Consider the following 20,798-nt stretch of genomic DNA (forward strand, 5'->3'; position numbering starts at 1 on the left):
CGCAAAATCAAAGAAAAACGACCCAAAAAGGGTCGTTTTTCCTGTAAGGAGCCATTTCAAAAGGGAAACCGGGTCCGGACCGGGCAGCAGCCCGGACTCGGTGTTGGGACAAAACGGCGATCAGTCAGTCAGCCTGTTTGCGCAGGAAAGCGGGAATGTCGAAACGCTCGACACCCGAAGACTCCATGGCACGAACTTGCTGTTCAAACTGAGCCTTGTTAGGCGCTGTGCCACCGCCGCCGCGACCAGAACGGATCACGGTAGGAGGCACAGGAGCGGGAGCGCGCCCGCCGCTAGGCTGGTTCAGGAAGCTGCCGCCGTACAGATCGGTGTTGCCGCCGTGGGTGCCGGTCAGAACATCAAACTCTTCATCGGCGCTATTGTTAACGACCAGTTCAGGCTGCTTGCGACCCAAGCCCGTTGCAACAACGGTAACACGCAGCTCGTCGGCCATATCGTCGTCATAGGCGCTACCCACGATAATGGTGGCGTCTTTGGCGGCGTAACTGCTGATGATTTCGTTGATGAGGCGAGTTTCGCTCATTTTGAGCGAGCGGCTGGCGGTAATATTGACCAGCAGACCACGTGCCCCGTTCAGATCCACGCCTTCGAGCAGTGGGCAGGCAATCGCGTTTTCTGCGGCAATACGCGCACGATCGGGACCCGATGCAACGGCAGTACCCATCATGGCCTGGCCATGCTCGCCCATGATTGTTTTCACGTCTTCGAAGTCGACGTTAATGTTACCCTGAACATTGATAATTTCTGCAATGCCCGCGCAGGCGTTGTACAGGACGTTGTCGGCTTCCTTGAAGCAGTCGTCCTGGGAAGCGTCGTCGCCCATCAGCTCGTACAGCTTTTCGTTCAGCACCACGATCAGGGAATGGACATGCTTGGACAAATCTGCGATGCCTTCTTCAGCAGCGCGCAGTCGTTTAGTTCCTTCGAACGTAAAGGGTTTTGTCACCACACCCACTGTGAGGATACCCAGTTCCTTGGCCACTTCGGCCACAACAGGACCGGCTCCGGTACCTGTGCCACCGCCCATACCCGCAGTAATGAACACCATATTGGCGCCGTTGAGCGCTGCGCGAATTTCTTCACGCGCCGTTTCTGCTGCTGCACGGCCTTGCTCCGGCTTGGCGCCCGCTCCTAAACCGCTACGGCCCAGACGGATCTGAACCGGCGCTTCAGTGCCGCTCAGCGCCTGCATGTCTGTATTTGCGCAGATAAAATCCACGCCCTTGAGGCCGGCACGCATCATGTGTGAAATGGCATTGCCACCTGCACCGCCCACACCGATCACCTTGATTACGGTGCCGCTGTTGTTGCTATCGTCCAATAATTGAAAGTCCATATTCCCAACTCCTGTATTCCGAAACGTATTAACGAAAAAGTTCCACTGCATTTTTCGGAAACCGTCTCAAAAACAATGCCAGCGCCTGTCTCGCATCGTACTTGAACCGTCTCCATAGCCATCTGCCCGGCCATTATTTGGCAGTTATTGATTTGCGCGCTGCCACGCGATCTGGCAAAAAAGCTGTGCTGCGTTTACTGCAATCCTGCATTGTGTTTGACAAAACATTTACACCATCTTCACAACGCTTCAAAAAGCATGACAAATGCCCCTTGTGACTACTGCCGAAGCAACTGTTGCGCCTCTTCAGTATTCTAATTCATAAACCATTCCTTCATGCGGGAAATGATATCTTTTAGCGTACCATTTTGTTGCTTAATCTTACCGCCACGCAAACGCTGCACGCGCGCCTCGGTCAATAAGCCCATCACAGTTGAAAAACGCGGATTCCTTACCATGTCGGCAAGACTGCCGCGATAGTCGGGAACGGCAACGCGTACCGGTTTGAGAAAGACATCTTCGGCCAGTTCAACAATGCCCGGCATGAGCGCCGTGCCACCGGTCAATACGACGCCCGAGGCAATCAGATCTTCGTATCCCGAGTCCCTGACTACCTGCTGCACCAACTTGAACAGCTCATCGACACGCGGTTCGATCACCGCACCCAGGGTTTGTCGTTTGACACGACGCACATCCCGATCACCCAGTCCGGGCACTTCGATCAGTTCATCAGGATGGGCCAGCGCCTGTTTGGCAATCCCGTAGCGCAATTTGATTTCTTCGGCATCGGGCGTTGGGGTGCGCAGCATGGCTGCGATATCGCCCGTGATCTGATCGCCGGATACCGGCAACACGGTGGTATGACGAATGGCGCCGCCGGTAAAAATAGCAATATCGGTGGTGCCGGCGCCGATATCGACCAGCACGACGCCCAGCTCCTTTTCATCGTTGGTCAGGCAGACCATGGATGAGGCCAGCGGCTGCAGAATCAGGTCCTGCACTTCCAGGCCGCAGCGGCGTACGCATTTGACAATATTCTGAGCCGCGCTGACTGCGCCGGTGACAATATGCACGCGCACTTCAAGCCGGATGCCGCTCATGCCAACCGGCTGGCGGATATCTTCCTGCGAATCGACAATAAACTGCTGGGTCAGTACATGCAGCACCTGGTGATCGGTGGGTATGTTGACCGCTTTGGCGGTCTCGATCACGCGGGCGACATCGGCTTCAGACACTTCCTTGTCCTTGACCGCAACCATGCCGCTGGAGTTAAAGCTGGTAATGTGGTTGCCGGCAATGCCCGTATACACTTCACGGATTTTGCAATCGGCCATCAGCTCAGCCTCTTCAAGAGCCCGCTGAATGGAATTGACCGTGGATTCAATATTGACCACGACCCCTTTGCGCATACCCTTGGATTCATGCTGTCCAAGTCCGATTACTTCAAAGCGCCCTTCTTCAGGCAAAGCTTCAGCCACCACTGCCACCACCTTGCTGGTGCCTATGTCTAAAGCAACGATGAGGTCCTTTAGGTCACGAGTCATTTTTTCTCTTTACTATCCGATTGTGTTGTCGCTGCCGGCTCGAAGGTGATGGCAAAACCTTTGGTATAACGCAAGTCCACCTGGGTGATCTGCCGGCCAGCTACCTTTTCTTTTAAAACAGGCCACGCCTGAACAAAACGTTCAATCGTAGATGCGAATGATACCGCACCCTGCCCGCCATGTGGGTTTAATGCATCGGCCCCCGGGTCTCTGCCCAATACCAGTTTAGTATTATCGTTCAATTCTACACGCCATGCATAGCGATCACTAAGCGTAATCTCATCTACTCCCAAATTTAGCGGCGCCAGCCAGCGCACCAGCTCGGCATAACGCTGCACAACAAGCATTTCCGACCCAGTGGGCCCGTTAAACTGTGGTAATTGCGCATCTTCCGGCAGTTCCGCCTGGTTCGCTGTAAACACTTCGCCCCAGGTATTGATCATTTCCCGCTCGTTCCAGTAGGCAAACGGCTCCTGCTCTTCAATTTTGATCAGCAGACCATCCGGCCAGACGCGGGTAATGTCCGCATGCCGCACCCACGGCGACTGCTCGAACAATTTTTTCGATTCGGGCAAATTGATGGTAAAAAAATTGCCCCGCAACTTGCCGGCAATGGTTTGCTGGATACTGGCCGGTGACACATATTCCAGTTTGTTGCCCTTTAGTGGCTCAATCACGATGCGCGTCAGGTTGAACATGGGCCGGTGAATCAACCAGTATCCGCCAGCGCCAAGCATTACCACGACCGCCAACAGCATGATCATATTGGCGATAAAGTTGGTAATACGGGCGCTTGGCGTAATCATTTACAGTTGTGGCTCCGCAACGGCGCTGGTCGGTTGAATCTTGCAGCTGGCTTGCACCAGGATCTGCACGCATAAATCGGCATAGCTGACGCCTTCAGCCTTGGCGCCCATGGGTACCAGCGAATGCGGCGTCATCCCAGGAGAGGTGTTGACCTCCAGCAGGAAATAGCGATGGTCTTTGTCCAGCATGACATCCACCCGCCCCCATCCCTCGCAGCCCACGGCCACAAATGCCTTTTCGCAGGTCTGCCGGATACTGGCGGCCAGCGCTTGCGGCAAATCTGCCGGGCAATGGTATTGCGTCTCTTCGGATACATACTTGTGTTCAAAATCGTATTTGCCGTCAGGCGCCACGATTTCGATTATCGGGTAGGCTCGCGCATCATCGCCCTTGCCCAGAATCGCAACGGTCAGCTCGCGCCCGGCAATGAATTTTTCGGCCAGCAATTCACTATCAAACTGATGCACGTCGTCAAACGCGGCAGACAGTTCATGCGCGCCTGTCACTTTGCTTAGTCCCAGCGTCGAACCTTCATGCGGCGCCTTGAGAATAAACGGATAACCCAGTGTTTTGGCGGCAAGGTCCATATCCTGGCGGCTTCGGACCATGCAATAAGGCGCCGTGGGAATTGTCTGCTCGTTCCAGATTCGCTTGGTCATGATTTTATCCATGGCCAGGCCCGACGCCATCACGCCACTGCCTGTATAGGGAATGCGCAGTAACTCCAATGCGCCCTGCAGTGATCCGTCTTCGCCATAGCGCCCATGCAGGGCGATGAAAACGCGATCAAAGCCGGCAGTCGCCAGTTCTGCCAGGGAGTGCTCGGCGGTATCAAAAAGATGGGCGTCTATTCCTTTGCTGAGCAGAGCTTCGTACACGCCCTTGCCCGACACGAGCGATACGGCCCGTTCCGCAGACCGGCCGCCATACAATACGCCGACTTTGCCAAAATCATTCTTCATTGCGCTCTCCCAACTGCCCCGGGACCTTGTTAATGGACCCGGCCCCCATGACGACAACAACATCGCCGTCACGAACAAAATCAACAACGGCCTGTGGCAGATCGGCCACATCCTCGACAAAAACCGGCTCGACTTTGCCTGCAACGCGCAGTGCCCGCGACAGCGCGCGACCATCGGCTGCCACAATGGGCTGCTCCCCGGCAGCGTACACTTCGGTCAGCAACACGGCATCGGCCCGGCTCAGTACATTGACAAAATCCTCGAAGCAGTCCCGGGTGCGCGTATATCGGTGAGGCTGGAACGCCAGCACCAGTCTCCTTTCAGGCCAGGCGCCACGGGCCGCCTCGACAGTCGCCGCCATTTCAATGGGATGATGTCCATAGTCGTCGATCAAGGTGTACGTGCCACCCCCATGATCGGCCGGAACGGCAAAATCACCGGTATAGGAAAAGCGACGTCCAACGCCGTTGAAGCCGGCCAGCGCACTGACGATATCGGCGTCGCTAAGCTCCAGCTCGGTGGCTACGGCGATGGCCGCCAGTGAGTTCAGCACGTTGTGCCGACCCGGCAGATTGAGCACAATCTCCAGATCGGGCAGGCGTTTGGCGGGCGTCACGCGCCGCTGCACGGTAAACGCCATCTGAGTCTGCTGCGCCCGGACATTGACCGCCCGGAACATGGCCTCTTCGCCAAACCCATACGTGACCAGCGGGCGCGAGATAAATGGAATAATATTGCGAACGTTGCTGTCGTCTACGCAGACGATTGCGCTACCGTAGAACGGCATGCGCTGGGTAAATTCCACAAAGGCGCTTTTGAGCCGCGTCATGTCGTGGCCATAGGTATCCATATGGTCTGCATCAATATTGGTGATGATGGACATGACAGGCAGCAGGTTCAGAAATGAGGCGTCCGATTCATCGGCCTCGACTACGATGTACTCGCCCTGCCCCAGCCGCGCATTGGCGCCGGCAGAATTCAAGCGACCGCCGATCACAAAAGTGGGATCCAGGTCGGCAGCAGCCAGCACACTTGCCACCAGACTGGTGGTGGTTGTCTTGCCGTGCGTGCCCGCAATGGCGATACCGCGTTTAAGGCGCATCAGCTCTGCCAGCATGATGGCGCGCGGCACTACCGGAATCCGCTTGGCACGGGCGGTGAGCACTTCGGGATTGCTGTTGGCTACGGCGGTCGATGTCACAATCGCGTCGGCTTCTCCGACGTTTTCGGCATGATGCCCGATGAAAATCTGCGCACCCAGCTCTGCCAGGCGACGGGTAACGGCCGATTCCTGCAAATCCGAGCCGCTCACAGTGTATCCAAGATTCACCAGGACCTCGGCAATACCGCTCATACCGGAGCCGCCGATACCGACAAAGTGAATGTGTCTAATCCGATGTTTCATGTTTTCCCTGCGCTCGCGCGCTCGCAAATATCCGCAATAGCCTGCGTGGCTTGCGTTCTGGCGCAAGCCCTGGCAGCCACTGCGGTCTGCATCAATTGATCACGAGTACGACTTTGTATCCATTCGGCCAGCCAGGCAGCGGTAAATTGGCTCTGGGGCTGAGCCCAGGCCGCATTGCGACTGGTCAGCCAGGCAGCATTTGCGGTCTGATGGTCATCAATGGCATGCGGCAGCGGCACAAACAGCGCGGCCACACCGACCGCGGCCACTTCGGCCACCGTCATCGCGCCGGCCCGGCAGATGATCACATCGGCCGACATCATGGCCGATACCATATCGTCAATGAATGCCACGCATTGTGCGCTGACACTTACCTGCTTATAAGCATTCTGCAGGCTGGCAATATGCTGCTCGCCAGCCTGATGCGTAATCTGCGGACGCTGCTCAGCCGCAATCAGCGCCATGGCGGCAGGTACCACGGAGTTAAGCGCCTGCGCGCCCAGGCTGCCACCCACAACAAGAATTCGCAAGGCGCCATCCCGCGCGCCATAGCGCACGCCGGGTTCGGGCGTGCCTGCCAGTTCGGTGCGTACCGGATTGCCTACCATCTGCCCCTTGGGCAGCACGTCTGGAAAACCCGTCAATACAAAAGCTGCCATTTTAGCAAGCCATTTGTTCGCTGTACCGGCAACCGCATTTTGCTCATGAATAACCAGGGGAATGTTTGCCATTCTGGCCATCAGGCCACCGGGCACAGCAACATAGCCGCCCATTCCGAGCACGACTGTGGGCCGACATTGCCTGATGGCTCGTCGCGCCTGCAGGCAGGCCTTGCCCAACATGAAGGGCAGCTTGAGCAAAGCCACCAGACCCTTGCCCCGTAAGCCGGCAAAGTGCAACGGCAACAGAGTAATGCCAGCAGCAGACACCAGCCGGCCTTCCATTTTTTCCGGATTGCCCAGCCACGCGACCTGCCAGCCACGCTCGCGCATTTGTGCGGCAACGGCCAGCCCGGGCATAATATGCCCGCCGGTTCCGCCAGCCATCACCAGTAACGTACGTGATTCAGATCGAACGCTATTCATCGATATTCTCGCAAGGGCCTTCGGTCGGGGCGCTCTCCCCGCATCATCAGGCGACTTTCATAGTCCACGCGCATCAGAATGCCAATCGCAATCAGGTTCATCACAATAGATGAGCCCCCGTAACTGACCAGTGGCAGTGTCAGGCCTTTGGTCGGCAGCAGGCCCAGGCAGACGCCAAGATTGACCAGCGCTTGTACGCCCATCCAGATGGACACGCCCTGGGCCACCAGACCGCTGAATTCGCGATCCATGGCAATGGCCTGCCTGCCGATTTCAAATCCACGATGCACGATGACCAAAAACAGCACTACCACGGCAATAATGCCGACAAATCCAAGCTCTTCGCCCACTACTGCCATGATGAAATCGGTATGGGCTTCAGGCAGGTAATGCAGTTTCTCGACGCTGGCGCCCAGCCCAACACCAAACCATTCACCACGCCCGATAGCGATCAGCGAATGCGCCAACTGGTAGCCGGTAGACTGGACCGTTTCCGGATCAAACGGATCCAGATAAGCAAAAATACGCTTCACACGCCATGGCGCCATCAGAATCAGCAAGGCAAAGCAGCCCAGCAATACGGCAACCAGCAATAGAAACAGCACGGCGCTGATGCCACCCAGAAAAAGAATGCCGACGGCGATTGAGACGCTGACCATGAAGGCGCCCAGATCGGGCTCCAGCAACAGCAAAATACCGACCACACCCAGAGCGACCATCATTGGCACAAAGCCCCGCCAGAAATTATGCATGTATTTTTGCTTGCGCACGGTATAGTCGGCGGCGAACAGCAGGATGGCCAGCTTGGTCAATTCCGAGGGCTGAAAATTTAGTGGCCCCAGCGGAATCCAGCGGTATGCGCCGTTGACTTCGTTTCCGATATGCGGGATAAGCACCAGCACCAGTAAAAACAGCGACGCAAAAAACAGCGGCAGCGTAAACTTCTCCCAGATATGCATGGGCATGGAAATCGTAACGGCAAAGGCGATCAGGCCAATGAGAATGAAAATCGCATGGCGCAGAAAGAAATAATAGCGGGTAGAATTGGCGTACTTGGGGCCGTCTACCAGTGCGATGGAGGCCGAGAAAACCATCAGCAGGCCGAACATCAGAAGCGTGGCAACCGCTGCGGTAAGCAGCAAATCATAGTTGCGCATTCTGGTGCGGCCAGGCTTGACCGCATTGACGCTCGCTCTCAAGTCGCCCAGCAGACTCATGCCACTTCTCCATTATCCAGCGCCAGTTCCTGCACGGCCTCGGAAAACACCTGGCCCCGATGCGCATAGCTTTCGAACATATCGAAACTGGAACACGCAGGCGACATCAATACCGCATCGCCCGGTTGAGCCAGCGCCAGCGCCTGGCTGACTGCGGCTTGCATAGACGGCACACGATGGCACGCAACGCCGGTTTGCGCCAGAGCCTGTTCAATCTGCTCGGCGGCTTGACCCATCAGAATGACGGCGCGTGCACAGCGCCGTACGGGCGCAGCCAGCGGTGAAAAATCCTGCCCCTTGCCTACACCGCCCGCAATGAGCACGATATCGCGACCCATGCCGTCAAGCGCCGCCGCGGTTGCACCCACGTTAGTGCCCTTGCTGTCGTTAAAAAAATCGACACCACGGATACTGCGTTCAAATTGTGTTCGATACAGTCCGGCGGAAAACTCGCGCAAGGTGTTGAGCATGGGCCCCCAGCCGATGCCCAGCTCCCTGCATAGCAGCATGGCAGCCTGAACATTAAGCATATTATGCTGCCCCCGAATCTGCATGGCGTCGGCCGGCATCAGGCGCTTGAGCAGGCCGGCCTTGCGCTTGGGTTTTTCGACATTTTTCCTGCGACGTGCGCTGGGCGCTTCGGGCAGTTCAAAGTCGTCCTTTTCACTGGCGGTAATCCACAGCACGCCATGTGCGCTTTCCATGCCGGTGTCGCCCACCAAAGGCGGGCCGTCCACACCGAAGCTGCGCACCTGCACATCATGGATATCGGCGACCATCGCAACCACGGCAGCATCGTTGCGGTTGACAATCGCAATACGGCTGGCCGCCAGCAAACTGGCCTTGGCGGCGGCGTATTCCTGCATATCCCGGTGCCAATCCAAGTGGTCCTGCGTCAAATTCAATACCGCGGCAGCATCCGGAACCAGTGATCGGGTCGTCTGCATCTGAAAGCTGGACAGCTCCAGCACCCAGGCTTCGGGCAGCGATTCGGTGTCCATAGCCTGCATGAGCGCAGTCAGTGCCGACGGACTGATATTGCCTGCAGCAATGGCCGTTTTACCGGCCGTCTGCAGCATGGCCTGCGTCAACGAAGTAACGGTGGTCTTGCCGTTGGTTCCGGTGATGGCCAGCACGCGTGGCCGATAGTCTTGTGCTGCGGCAAGATCAGCCAGCGCCAGGGCAAACAATTCGATTTCGCCGATAATGGGGATCTGCCGTTGCTGCGCCTTGTGTAAAAAGGCGGCCAACGCGGGCTCCGAAGGCGCAAGACCGGGGCTCAGAACAATTTGCTGCACCCCTTCGAGCGCGGCGTCTGTAAACGCCTGCTCACCCAAAAACTGGGTAATGTCCGCCTCGCCGTGTTCCTGCAAGGCGACCAGACCAGGCGGGTTGTCGCGCGTGTCAACAATATGCAGCGCGGCATTCTGGCGCAGACACCACAACGCCGAGGCCAGCCCTGTCTCGCCCAGGCCCAGAATCAACACACAAGAAGGAAAGACGGCTGTGCCGTCGGTATCTGTTGTCATCGCAGTTTCAGCGTTGCCAGTCCAAGCAGAACCAGCATCATTGTTATAATCCAGAAGCGCACAACCACCTGGGTTTCTTTCCAGCCACCCACTTCAAAATGGTGGTGCAATGGCGCCATGCGCAATATTCGCCGGCCAGTGCCGGTTTTTTTCTTCGTATATTTGAACCACACCACCTGGATCATGACCGACAGGGTTTCGGCGACAAATACGCCTCCCATAATGAACAGCACGATTTCCTGACGCACGATTACGGCGATTGTTCCCAGCATGCCGCCCAGCGCAAGCGCCCCCACATCGCCCATGAACACCTGAGCCGGATAGGCGTTAAACCATAAAAAGGCCAGGCCGGCGCCACCCAGCGCGGCGCATAGCACCAGCACCTCGGACGCCCCAGGGATATAAGGGAAAAGCAGGTATTTGGAGTAATCGACGCGGCCCACTACGTAGGCAAAAATGCCCAGCGCGCTGCCGACCATGACAGTTGGCATAATAGCCAGACCATCCAGGCCATCAGTCAAATTGACGGCATTACTGGCGCCGACAATCACCATCCAGGTCAGGATCACAAATCCGAAAACGCCCAGCGGATAGCTCACGCTTTTGAAAAACGGTACGATCAGGTCGGCGCGGGACGGCAGCGGCATAGTAAAGCCACTGCTTACCCAGGCCCACATCAGGCGGAAAATATCGGCATTGGCCGGCGCCGAGACCGCAAAAGTCAGGTACACAGAGGCAATCAGGCCGATAATGGCCTGCCACATGAACTTTTCTCGCGAGGACATACCTTCCGGATTGCGATGCACCACCTTGCGGTAATCATCTACCCAGCCGATGGCGCCAAAACCGAAGGTGACCAGCAGCACCACCCAGACGAACCGGTTGCTCAGGTCGGCCCATAACAGTGTCGTAATGCCGATGGAGATCAGAATCAGCGCGCCACCCATGGTGGGTGTCCCATTTTTGACCAGATGCGTTTCAGGGCCGTAGCTGCGTACCGCCTGGCCGATTTTCAGTTCGGTCAGCTTGCGGATCACCTGCGGGCCGGCCATCAGCCCGATAAACAGCGCCGTTGCGCAAGCGAACATGGCACGCAAGGTAATGTATTCAAAGACACTCAGGACGGAAAACGTCGGAGAGAGCCACTGGGTCAGTTCATATAGCATGACCGGCCTCGTTTTTTTCTGACCAGGACAACAAGTCCTGCACTACCCGTTCCATCCGCATTGATCTAGAGCCCTTTACCAGTATGCTTGCGGGCTGTCTTGCAACTACCCTTTCTGCAATTTCGTGTATATCTGTCATATGTTCTGCCGCCGCACCCGCCGCCCTTGCAGCCTGGGCACTGGCATCGCCATAGGTGAACACATATGTGATGCCTTTGTTGCGGGCATATTGCCCGACCTCTTCGTGCATTTGTGGTCCGTTCTCGCCGACTTCGGCCATATCGCCCAGAATCAGTGCCGTGGGCGCCGGTAGTGTGGCAAGGACGTCAATCGCTGCAATCACAGAGTCCGGATTCGCATTATACGAGTCATCGACAAGTGTCAGGCCGCCCGATAGCGTATGACTGCGCATTCGTCCCTTGACCGGGGCAAACGTCTGCAGACCCTGACGGATGTCGGCCAGACTGATGCCTGCCGCATGCGCGCAAGCGGCCGCTGCCAGACTATTGCGAACATTGTGCACGCCAGCGATGGCCAGCCGCACGTCGATCTGTCCGGCAGGCGTTTTCATGACAAACGAAATGCCCAGCGGATCGCAGGCCACAGATTCGGCGTAAAAATCGGCGTCTGCCGTCTGCCCGAAAGTCAGGACACGACGCTCGCCGGCCAATTCGCGCCATAGACCAGCATAAGGCTCATCGGCCGGGAATATGGCGGTACCATCTGCGGGCAAGGCAAGCAACACCTGGCCGTTTTCGATGGCCACCGCTTCGACGGTATGCATAAATTCCTGATGCTCACGCTGCGCGTTGGTGACCACGGCAATACCGGGTTCGCACAATGCGGCCAGTTGTTCTATTTCGCCGGGGTGATTCATGCCCAGCTCCAGCACCGCCATCCGGTGCTCAGGCCTTAACCGCAGCAGGCTGCGCGGCACGCCCCACTGGTTATTCAAATTGCCCTCGGTGGCAAAGCGATGATCAACGCCGACCGCAGCGGCCAGCACGCTGGAGATCATTTCCTTGGTGGTAGTTTTGCCATTGCTGCCGGTAACGGCAATAAGGGGCAGCGAAAACTGGCGACGCCATGCGTGACCCATGCTCATCAGGGCAAGCGTCGTATCGGCAACCTCGATCTGCGGCACGTCCACAGCGGGATCGCGACGACTGACCAAAGCAGCAACAGCGCCTGCCTGCCTGGCATCGTCAATGAAATCATGACCGTCGTGCAGCTCGCCACGGATGGCAATAAACAGTCCCTTCTCAGGAATATGCCTGGAGTCGGTTGAAATACCCGGCTGATCACGCAACAGCAGTCCCAGCCGGGACCATTGCAAGTCATCGAATGGCTGGCGTACGTGGTTGATTTCCTGGTAGGTCTCGTGTCCCTTGCCAGCGACCAATACCACATCGGCAGCCGATGCCTTCAGAATCATTTGGATGATCGCGCAGCCGCGATCCTGCTCGGCCACAGCGCCTTCGGGCATGCCCCTGAGGATATCGTTCAGGATATCGACGGGCGCTTCGGTGCGCGGATTGTCACTGGTCACCAGCACCTGGTCTGCCAGGCGCGCCGCAATCTGCCCCATAATTGGCCGCTTGGTCTTGTCCCGGTCGCCACCACAACCGAAGACACATATCAGGCTGCCGCCCCGGGCAGTGGCTACCGGTTGCAGGGCCTGCAATGCGCGTTCCAGCGAATCAGGCGTATGGGAATAATCGACCACGACCAGCGGCCGTTTTCTGACCGGATCTGTCGCTATCGGCGGGACCGTTTGCAGGCGTCCCGGCACCGGGGTCAGCAGAGAAACCAATCCGGCGCTTTGCCGCAAATGAATGCCCAGGGCATCCAACACGGCAACCACCAACAGAATATTGGCAATGGAATGCTCACCGATCAGGCGCGTTGTCACTTGAGCATCCCCATTGGGGGTTCTGAGCGTAAAAACCAGACCGTAATCACGGAACTCGTGCTCGACAGCAGTAAACGCCGCAAGCGGTGCGGCCTTGAGCGAATAGCCTGCCTTGGCCTGCGCCGTGGTGTCCTCAAAAATCCGTGCGCCGGCCTCGTCGTCGACATTGACGATGGCATGACTGAGGCCCGGCCAGGCAAATAACGCCGCCTTGGCCGCTTCATAGCGAGCCATGCTTTGATGATAATCCAGATGATCCAGCGTCAGATTGGTGAATGCGGCCACTTTGACGCGCAATCGGTCCATGCGCCCCTGCTCGATGCCGATGGAAGAGGCTTCCATCGCGACGTATTGGACGCCGGCCTCGCGCATTTGGGCAATTTGCCGGTGCAATGTAAGTACATCCGGCGTAGTCAGATAACCACCCAGATTGGTGCCATCGGGCATCACGGTTCCCAGCGTGCCAATGGTAGCGCAGGATTTGCCTGCCGCATTCAAAGCTTCTGCAATCCAGGTCACGCAAGAGGTTTTGCCGTTGGTACCGGTGACAGCGATGACCGCAACGGCTTCCGATGGATGGCCATACCAAGTGTCGGCGATGTCGCCCAACTGGGCGCGCAAGTTGACGATGGGCAGCACCGGCACAGCATACGTGGCATCCTGCATTGCCGGGGCCTGTTGCGGGTCAGTTACGTCAACAATAACGGCTGCCGCGCCGTTTTCGATCGCATCGGGAATGTAGGCCAGGCCGTTAACGACGCTGCCCGCACAAGCAACAAAGACATCCCCGGTCTGGATGTCTCTGGAGTCTAGCCGTAAATCCGCTTTATCCGTGACATGGCTCGCAAGCCAATCCGCTATCTTTTTGCCGTTCATCCTTGCGTCCTCTTGGGTACGATATTACGCGCCTCAAGAGGAGCCGGTTCGATTGGCGCGTCCGGCGGGACGGCCAGATACTTTAGCGTATCTTCAATAATAGTGGCCGCGACCGGACCCGCAATCACGCTGCCGTAGTAGCCGCCCTTGCGTGGCTGGTCAAGCGTGACAGCCACGATAATGCGTGGCTTGGAAATCGGCGCCATTGCCACGAACGAACCACGATAATCCTTGCGGCTATAGTGTCCGTTAATAATTTTGCGCGCGGTGCCGCTTTTGCCGCCAATGCGGTAGCCCATCACCTTGCCCTGGATTTTTGTACCTTCAGAGCCGGCGGCGCCTTCGAGCATTTCCCGGACCAAACGTGCGGTTTCGGGCTTATAGATCTGAATACTGGTGGGATTGGACCGATTTTTTACGAGCGAGAGCGAGATCATATCGCCGTTGCGGGCCAGTGCCGTATAGGCGTGCGCCATTTGCAACAGGGAAACGGACAGGCCATAGCCATACGCCATGGTCGCCCGTTCGATGGGACGCCAGCGCTCCCACGGGCGCACCCGTCCGGAAGCGGCGCCCGGAAATCCCATATTGGGCGCCTGCCCAAATCCGAGCGCATTGAAAACGGTCCACATTTGGTCTGAACGCAAACGCTCAGAAATCATGGTCATGCCGATATTGCTTGAGCGACGAATAATGCCCGCCACATCCAGCACACCGTTGCGCGTACTGACGTCCGTAATCGTTGCACCGTGATAGCGGTAAGTGCCGCGTCCAGTGTTGAATTTGGTTTTGGTGGTAACTGCGCCTGCATCCAGCGCCAGGGCCGCCACCAGCGGCTTCACAATAGAGCCCGGCTCAAACGTGTCGGTGATGGCCCGGTTGCGCAATGCAACGCCCCGCCGCTCTTGCGGATTGTTGGGGTTGTAGGTAGGCAGACTGACCATTGACAGAATTTCGCCATTCTGGGCGTCCACCACCACGGCCGCGCCCGAAGACGCTTCGTGTTCGGTAATCGCCTTTTGCAACGCTTTGGAGACCAGAAACTGCACGCGGCTGTCAACCGTCAGTTCCAGGTTCTGACCATCGCGCGCCGGCTCGACTTCTTGTGTGTCACCGATAATGCGACCCAGGCGATCACGCAGCACCTTGCGCAGTCCGGACTGGCCCGACAACTGTTTGTTGAACTCCAGCTCGACGCCTTCAATACCGCGATCTTCGATATTGGTAAAGCCCACAATGTGCGCCATCAGCGAACCTTGCGGGTAGGAGCGGCGGGTTTCGGACAACTGGCCGATACCGGGAATTTTCATTTTCTGGATTTCAGCCGCCGGCTCCATGGCCACCTGGCGACGCAGGTAGACAAAGGTTTTATCCGAGCTGCTCAGGCGTGTCGTCAGGTCTTTAAGCGACATGTTCAGCAACTGTGCCAGGCGCGCCAACTGTTCAGGGGTAGCGCTGCGGGTCTCTTCGGGTGAAGCCCAGATCGCTTTCGCCGGAATGCTGGTTGCAAGAAATTCTCCGTTGCGATCCAGCACGCGACCTCGGCTGGCCGGCAGCACCAACGTGCGTTCGTAGCGCTTACCGCCTTCGGCCTGCAGAAAATCATTATTCATGGTCTGCAGGTAAAGTGACTTGGCGATCACTGTCGTGAATCCAAGGCTGATCACGACAAACAGCAAACGCGCGCGCCACTTGGGAATCTGCACATGCAGTACCGGGCTGCTGCTGTAGTAATGGTGCTGGGGCGTGCGTTTACCGGGTTGGTAACCGCCGCGTGGTGTTTTTTTTGATTTGAACAAATCCAGATTCAGCTTCATTGCGCTCCCCCTGGCGCCGGTGAGGCAGCAGATTTTTTGGTGGCCGCTGCCGCCCGGGCAACGCCTGCTTTCATTTCCGCTTCCTTGATGAAAACGGTCTGATTAATCTGTGGGGTTTGCATACTGAGCTTATCGGACATCACCCGGTCGATATTGGCGCTGGTGGTCAGTTGCGCGCGCTCAAGCAGCAGGTGACGCCAGTCGACTTCCAGCGCGCGTTCCGCTGCCTGGGCGCGTCCGATATCAATATAGAGTAGGCGTTGCTGGTAGCGGCTCGACACCAGTGAGATGGAGCTGTACATGAAAAAACCGATCAGAAAAATTAGTGCGAGGCGGGCCATGACCCTCTCCTTTTCTGTGTGTCCATGCCAGGCAGCGCCGAGCGAATCGCATTTTCATGCGCCTGATTCCAGGCCGCACCGGTGCGCTCGGCGATGCGCAGCACTGCGGAACGGGAGCGCGGGTTCGCGCGAACTTCATTTTCCTGGGCCAGCACCCGGCCCAGGTTTTTCAGCACAGGATCAGGCATTTCACTCTCGCGCAAAGGCATACGGGCAAGCTCAGCCGGCAGCGTCGAGGCTGCGGCAAAGCACTGCTTGACCATACGGTCTTCAAGAGAATGAAAACTGATCACCGCCATTCTTCCTTGTGGAGCCAGCACCTTCAGAATTGACGCGAGGGTGTCCGCCAGTTCCTTGAGTTCTTCATTGATGTGAATCCGTATAGCCTGAAAGGTACGTGTGGCCGGATGTTGACCTTTTTCCCGCGTACGGACGACGTTTGCGACGAGCTCGGCAAGTTCGAGCGTTGTGCACAAAGGGCTGGATTGGCGGCGAGCATCAACCGCCTTTGCAATCTGGAAAGCAAACCGTTCTTCGCCATAATATTTAATGACCTCCTTGATGTTGTCCACACTGGCCTGAGCCAGCCATTGCGCAGCCGTCTGACCGCGACTTGTATCCATTCGCATGTCCAGTGGCCCGTCCCGCATGAACGAAAACCCCCGGGCAGCATCGTCAATCTGTGGCGATGAAACGCCTAAATCCATCATGACGCCATCTACCTGCGTCACGCCCCGCTCGGCCAGCGCCTGCACCATGGTGGCAAAGCCATCATGAACAACCGTGACCCTGGCATCTTCGCGACTTAACTGCATTGCCGCTTCGATCGCTCGCGGATCTTTATCAAACACAAACAACCTGGCACTTTCGCTCAGGGCGGACAACAGCAGGCGACTGTGCCCACCCCGACCAAAAGTTCCATCTACGAACACACCATCGCGCTTTGCCGGTGGCGCCCACTGCCGGACTGCTGCAGATTTGGCATGAAAATCGGCAAGTACCAGTGCATTGACGGTTTCTTCAAACAAAACCGGCTTGTGCTCGTATTCCGCGTTTGCCATCACAGTGAAAAATGCTCAAGACTGTCTGGCAAACCCTTGGCCAGATCCTGCGCCTGTTGCTGCGCAAAGATCGCGGCATCCCATAAATCAAAGTGTTTCCCCATACCCACCAGCACCACGTCTTTCACAATGCTGGTCGCCATGCGCAGTTCCGGCGCGATCAGAATACGACCCGAACCATCGATTTCCACATCCTGGGCATTGCCCAGCAACATGCGCTGTACATGACGGGCCGACATGGGGAAAGCCATAATCGCTTCGCGCTTCTCTTCCCATACCGGCCTGGGGTAAATAAGCAAACCGCCGTCAAAATTGCGGGTCACCGTCAGGGCGCCGTCTGCGGCTTCGGCCAGGGCGTCACGATACCGGGTCGGAATAGTCATCCGGCCCTTGGCATCCAGCGTGAGTGCACTGTTCCCCTGAAATATCACTTTTATCCCACAATTTTGCACAAAATCCTACTTTTTCCCACTTTAAGTGAATGCGCGCAAATGGTCAAGCTCTATTTCGTTGACTTTTTTCAATCACAACAAAGACTTAGCCAACTTCGCCGAAAACGCGAAATTTTTTTTATTAAAAATCAGGGAGTTAAAATTAATTACAAGGAAATGTCAGAAACGGTCGCTAATTTCGGAATAATTATTAGCATTTATTAACATTAGCGACGTGTAAGCAAAAGAAAACAGGAAAGGTCTGTAAGCCGGATTCTGTAAACCGGTTTCCCGGTTGGCAATCATTCCTCTGGCAACCTTATTACTAAGGCACTCAAGCCATCTACCCGCATGCTTGGACGAGCCGCCCTTCGTGACGAATCACACGCATGCCTATTTGATGTTGCTCCGGATAGAGGTTACCGCGTTTCACCCTGACGCGCTGTCATCCTTGCGGATGACGCCATACGGAAGTTGCCGTATCAGTGCGGTTAAGCCCGCGCGCCAGTCTCGTCTCTGTGGCCCTGTTCCTCAACGGCGTAAGCCGCCGGACGGCTGTTAGCCGCTATCCTGCCCTGCGGAGTCCGGACATTCCTCGATACCAATGTACCGCGATTGCCCAACCTTCCCTGCAACTACTATTGTAACCGTGATAATGCCCCTCTAGCCAGCGATATCCACAAGTGGGCCCAGGAATAATGAGACAATGTTGGTATTGTTTAATTTTCAGCTCTTTCAGGCTCTTTTTCAGGTTCGCAGTTCCTTATGGCAGCAAATACGCTCATCACGCTTCTGAACGCTCAACTGGCCTTCGGCCATCATGCCCTGCTCGACCACGCCACGCTTACGATTAATGAGGCAGACCGCATTGGCCTGATCGGACGCAACGGCGCCGGTAAATCTTCTTTGCTACGCATACTGGACGGCCGCGCCGACCCGGACGACGGCGAAGTTTCGCGCCTCGGATCACTGCGTTCCATGACCGTCGAACAGGAGCCGCAACTTCCCGAAGATGGCACGATTTACGATACGATCGTCGGCGATTTTCTAAGCACCGAAGATTGGCAACGGCCAACACGTGCAAACATGATTATTGAAGAACTGGGCTTGTCGCCGGACAGTGTGATTGCCGGCCTGTCCGGTGGCACCCGCAAGCGCATCGCCCTGGCGCAGGCATTTGTGGAGCAACCCGATCTGCTACTGCTGGACGAACCGACCAACCACCTAGACTTTCAGGGCATTGCCTGGCTTGAAAAACGCATTTTGCAAAATCGCGGTGCATGCGTGGTCATCACCCATGATCGGCGTTTTCTGGATGCGATCACAACCCGCATCGTGGAGCTTGACCGCGGCAAACTGCACAGCTATCCGGGTTCATTCAGCCAGTGGCAGGTGCACAAAGCCGAATGGCTCGCCGCTGAAAGGTTGCAGAATGAGCGTTTTGACAAGGTCCTGGCTCAGGAAGAAGTGTGGATACGCAAGGGCGTGGAAGCCCGCCGCACCCGCAACGAAGGTCGGGTAAAACGGCTGGAGCAGTTAAGGCGCGAGCGTAGTGAACGGCGCGAACGCGTCGGCAATGTAAACTTTGCGGTGACCACTGGTGAGCGCTCGGGCAAACTGGTCGCCGAACTGGAAAACGTCAGCAAGTCGTTTGCGGACAAAACAGTGATCCGCGACTATTCCACGACCATTATGCGCGGCGACCGAATCGGTATAATCGGCCCCAATGGCGCCGGCAAGACGACACTGCTCAAGATCATCCTGGGCAAACTCGAACCCGACAGCGGCAACGTCAGACTGGGCACCAATCTGTCCGTCGCTTATTTTGACCAGATGCGTGAGCAGCTTGATGACAATGCCGCGCTGACTGAAGTGATCAACCCTGGCAGCGAATGGGTGGAAATCGGCAACCAGCGAAAGCATGTCATGAGTTATCTGGGCGACTTCCTTTTCTCTCCGGCGCGAGCCCAGTCTCCAGTGTCGAGCCTGTCGGGTGGAGAGCGCGCGCGCCTGCTGCTGGCTCGTCTTTTTGCGCGTCCGGCCAATGTTCTGGTCATGGATGAACCCACCAACGACCTGGACATTGAGACCCTGGAACTGCTCGAAGAACTGCTGCAGGAATTTTCCGGCACCGTGCTGCTGGTCAGCCACGACAGAACGTTTCTGAACAATGTGATTACCCAGACCATTGCCTGCGAAGGCGATGGCCAGTGGCGCGATTACGTCGGCGGCTATGATGACTGGCTGTCGCAGCGCCCGGCTTCCATACAGGCCAGACAGGACAATGCAGCCACGTCGGGTTCAGCAAAAAGCACAGCAGGTCAGTCACAGACAAACGTACGCAAAGAAGGCAAATCGGGGCGACTTAGCAACTGGGAACAGCAGGAGCTGGATCGCATTCCTCAGGACATTGTGGCGCTGGAAACAGAACAGGGCGAACTGACGCAACTTCTGTCGGAGCCTGACCTATATGCGGATGGCCCCGAGAAGGCCGCAGGCATTCACGAGCGGTTGCTGGAAATTGAAGAGGCGCTGCTAGCCAAACTGGAACGCTGGGAACTGCTTGAGAGCAAGAAAAACGGCTGATCAGCCGTTAACAATAGCCACCGACAAGCCATCCCAGCCTTTGCTGCCCACGGTCTGAAAGGCCGTGGCCGACAGACTGGCATTTCCTGCCATGTCGTCGAAGAATCGACGCAGCCCCTGGATATTGGTACCCTCTGAGTGCGCATCCAGAACCTGCCCCTGACGCACCACATTATCGGCCACAATCACGGTGCCCGGCGCTGACAGCTTTAACGCCAGCTCCAAATAAATAGGATTGTTTTCCTTGTCGGCATCCATGAAAATAAAATCAAAAGGCGCAGCGCCTTCATCAATGAGCGCCTGCATTGAATCAGCTGCCCGCCCCAGGCGAATCTGGACCCGATCTTCCACGCCCGCAATACGCAGGCTTTCACGCGCCACTTTCACATATTCTTCGTCAAAATCCAGCGTCAGCAGGCGCCCATCCGGCCCCATACCCAACGCCATCCACACCGTACTGTAAGCACCCAGCGTGCCCAGTTCCAGGATGCGTCGGGCACCCTTGATTCGCACCAGCAGGTTCAGCAACTTGCCCTGGTTGGGCGCCACCTGAATCGCCGGCATGGCGTGCGCTTCGCAATGCGCAAGCACTTTGGCAGGGATCGTGTCGTCTGCCAGAAGCAGGTTGTTGAAATAATCATCGACTGCGAGGTAACGTTGGGGAGTAATTTGAATTTTCATGATGGTTTGATTCTATATAGA

The 20,798-nt window shown here is 56.8% G+C and carries 16 protein-coding genes and 1 other RNA gene; 1 reads left to right on the plus strand and 16 read right to left on the minus strand.

Annotated features, from left to right (window positions below; genetic code table 11):
- Positions 1-124: 124 nt before the first annotated feature.
- The 15 genes from ftsZ to rnpB form a co-directional block, all read right to left on the minus strand.
- Positions 125-1,357, minus strand: coding sequence for a cell division protein FtsZ (ftsZ, locus tag CAP48_RS16285; RefSeq protein ID WP_100698552.1), 1,233 nt, complete (start codon positions 1,355-1,357; stop codon positions 125-127).
- 314 nt (positions 1,358-1,671) lie between these two features.
- The gene (gene ftsA, locus CAP48_RS16290; protein ID WP_100698554.1) at positions 1,672-2,901 is read right to left on the minus strand and encodes a cell division protein FtsA; all 1,230 of its coding nucleotides are present in this window, start codon (positions 2,899-2,901) and stop codon (positions 1,672-1,674) included.
- Positions 2,898-3,707 (minus strand): cell division protein FtsQ/DivIB, encoded by an 810-nt coding sequence (locus tag CAP48_RS16295; protein WP_100698556.1) that lies wholly within the window; start codon positions 3,705-3,707, stop codon positions 2,898-2,900. The genes ftsA and CAP48_RS16295 overlap by 4 nt, the downstream gene beginning before the upstream one ends.
- Positions 3,708-4,670: a D-alanine--D-alanine ligase gene (locus CAP48_RS16300; protein WP_100698558.1), complete on the minus strand. Its 963-nt coding sequence runs from the start codon at positions 4,668-4,670 to the stop codon at positions 3,708-3,710. It lies immediately after the preceding gene.
- On the minus strand, positions 4,660-6,075 hold the full coding sequence (murC, locus tag CAP48_RS16305) for a UDP-N-acetylmuramate--L-alanine ligase (RefSeq protein WP_100698560.1): 1,416 nt from the start codon (positions 6,073-6,075) through the stop codon (positions 4,660-4,662). The genes CAP48_RS16300 and murC overlap by 11 nt, the downstream gene beginning before the upstream one ends.
- Positions 6,072-7,160: an undecaprenyldiphospho-muramoylpentapeptide beta-N-acetylglucosaminyltransferase gene (murG, locus tag CAP48_RS16310; RefSeq protein ID WP_100698562.1), complete on the minus strand. Its 1,089-nt coding sequence runs from the start codon at positions 7,158-7,160 to the stop codon at positions 6,072-6,074. Before murG ends, murC begins: the two co-directional genes overlap by 4 nt.
- Positions 7,157-8,377, minus strand: a complete 1,221-nt coding sequence (ftsW, locus tag CAP48_RS16315) for a putative lipid II flippase FtsW (RefSeq protein ID WP_100698564.1) — start codon at positions 8,375-8,377, stop codon at positions 7,157-7,159. Before ftsW ends, murG begins: the two co-directional genes overlap by 4 nt.
- On the minus strand, positions 8,374-9,906 hold the full coding sequence (murD, locus tag CAP48_RS16320) for a UDP-N-acetylmuramoyl-L-alanine--D-glutamate ligase (RefSeq protein WP_100698566.1): 1,533 nt from the start codon (positions 9,904-9,906) through the stop codon (positions 8,374-8,376). Before murD ends, ftsW begins: the two co-directional genes overlap by 4 nt.
- Entirely contained in the window at positions 9,903-11,072 is a 1,170-nt protein-coding gene (gene mraY, locus CAP48_RS16325; RefSeq protein WP_100698568.1) for a phospho-N-acetylmuramoyl-pentapeptide-transferase, read from the minus strand. The genes murD and mraY overlap by 4 nt, the downstream gene beginning before the upstream one ends.
- Complete coding sequence (murF, locus tag CAP48_RS16330; protein WP_100698570.1) at positions 11,062-13,860, minus strand: bifunctional UDP-N-acetylmuramoyl-L-alanyl-D-glutamate--2,6-diaminopimelate ligase MurE/UDP-N-acetylmuramoyl-tripeptide--D-alanyl-D-alanine ligase MurF; 2,799 nt, start codon at positions 13,858-13,860, stop codon at positions 11,062-11,064. The genes mraY and murF overlap by 11 nt, the downstream gene beginning before the upstream one ends.
- The gene (locus CAP48_RS16335; RefSeq protein ID WP_100698572.1) at positions 13,857-15,677 is read right to left on the minus strand and encodes a penicillin-binding protein 2; all 1,821 of its coding nucleotides are present in this window, start codon (positions 15,675-15,677) and stop codon (positions 13,857-13,859) included. Before CAP48_RS16335 ends, murF begins: the two co-directional genes overlap by 4 nt.
- Entirely contained in the window at positions 15,674-16,018 is a 345-nt protein-coding gene (gene ftsL / locus CAP48_RS16340; protein ID WP_100698574.1) for a cell division protein FtsL, read from the minus strand. Before ftsL ends, CAP48_RS16335 begins: the two co-directional genes overlap by 4 nt.
- Entirely contained in the window at positions 16,000-17,079 is a 1,080-nt protein-coding gene (gene rsmH, locus CAP48_RS16345) for a 16S rRNA (cytosine(1402)-N(4))-methyltransferase RsmH (RefSeq protein ID WP_100698576.1), read from the minus strand. The genes ftsL and rsmH overlap by 19 nt, the downstream gene beginning before the upstream one ends.
- Entirely contained in the window at positions 17,079-17,507 is a 429-nt protein-coding gene (mraZ, locus tag CAP48_RS16350) for a division/cell wall cluster transcriptional repressor MraZ (protein ID WP_100698724.1), read from the minus strand. The genes rsmH and mraZ overlap by 1 nt, the downstream gene beginning before the upstream one ends.
- 252 nt (positions 17,508-17,759) lie before the next feature.
- Positions 17,760-18,141: RNase P RNA component class A (rnpB, locus tag CAP48_RS16355), an RNA gene on the minus strand.
- Between the two features lie 134 nt (positions 18,142-18,275).
- On the opposite strand from rnpB, the gene CAP48_RS16360 reads away from it, so the two are divergent.
- Positions 18,276-20,096 (plus strand): ATP-binding cassette domain-containing protein, encoded by a 1,821-nt coding sequence (locus CAP48_RS16360; RefSeq protein ID WP_100698578.1) that lies wholly within the window; start codon positions 18,276-18,278, stop codon positions 20,094-20,096.
- Here CAP48_RS16360 and CAP48_RS16365 read toward each other — a convergent pair whose 3' ends face one another.
- On the minus strand, positions 20,097-20,777 hold the full coding sequence (locus CAP48_RS16365) for an O-methyltransferase (protein ID WP_100698580.1): 681 nt from the start codon (positions 20,775-20,777) through the stop codon (positions 20,097-20,099). It lies immediately after the preceding gene.
- Positions 20,778-20,798 lie beyond the last annotated feature (21 nt).

Origin of the sequence: Advenella sp. S44 (genome assembly GCF_002810445.1) — a bacterium.
Classification (GTDB): Bacteria; Pseudomonadota; Gammaproteobacteria; order Burkholderiales; family Burkholderiaceae_B; genus Advenella.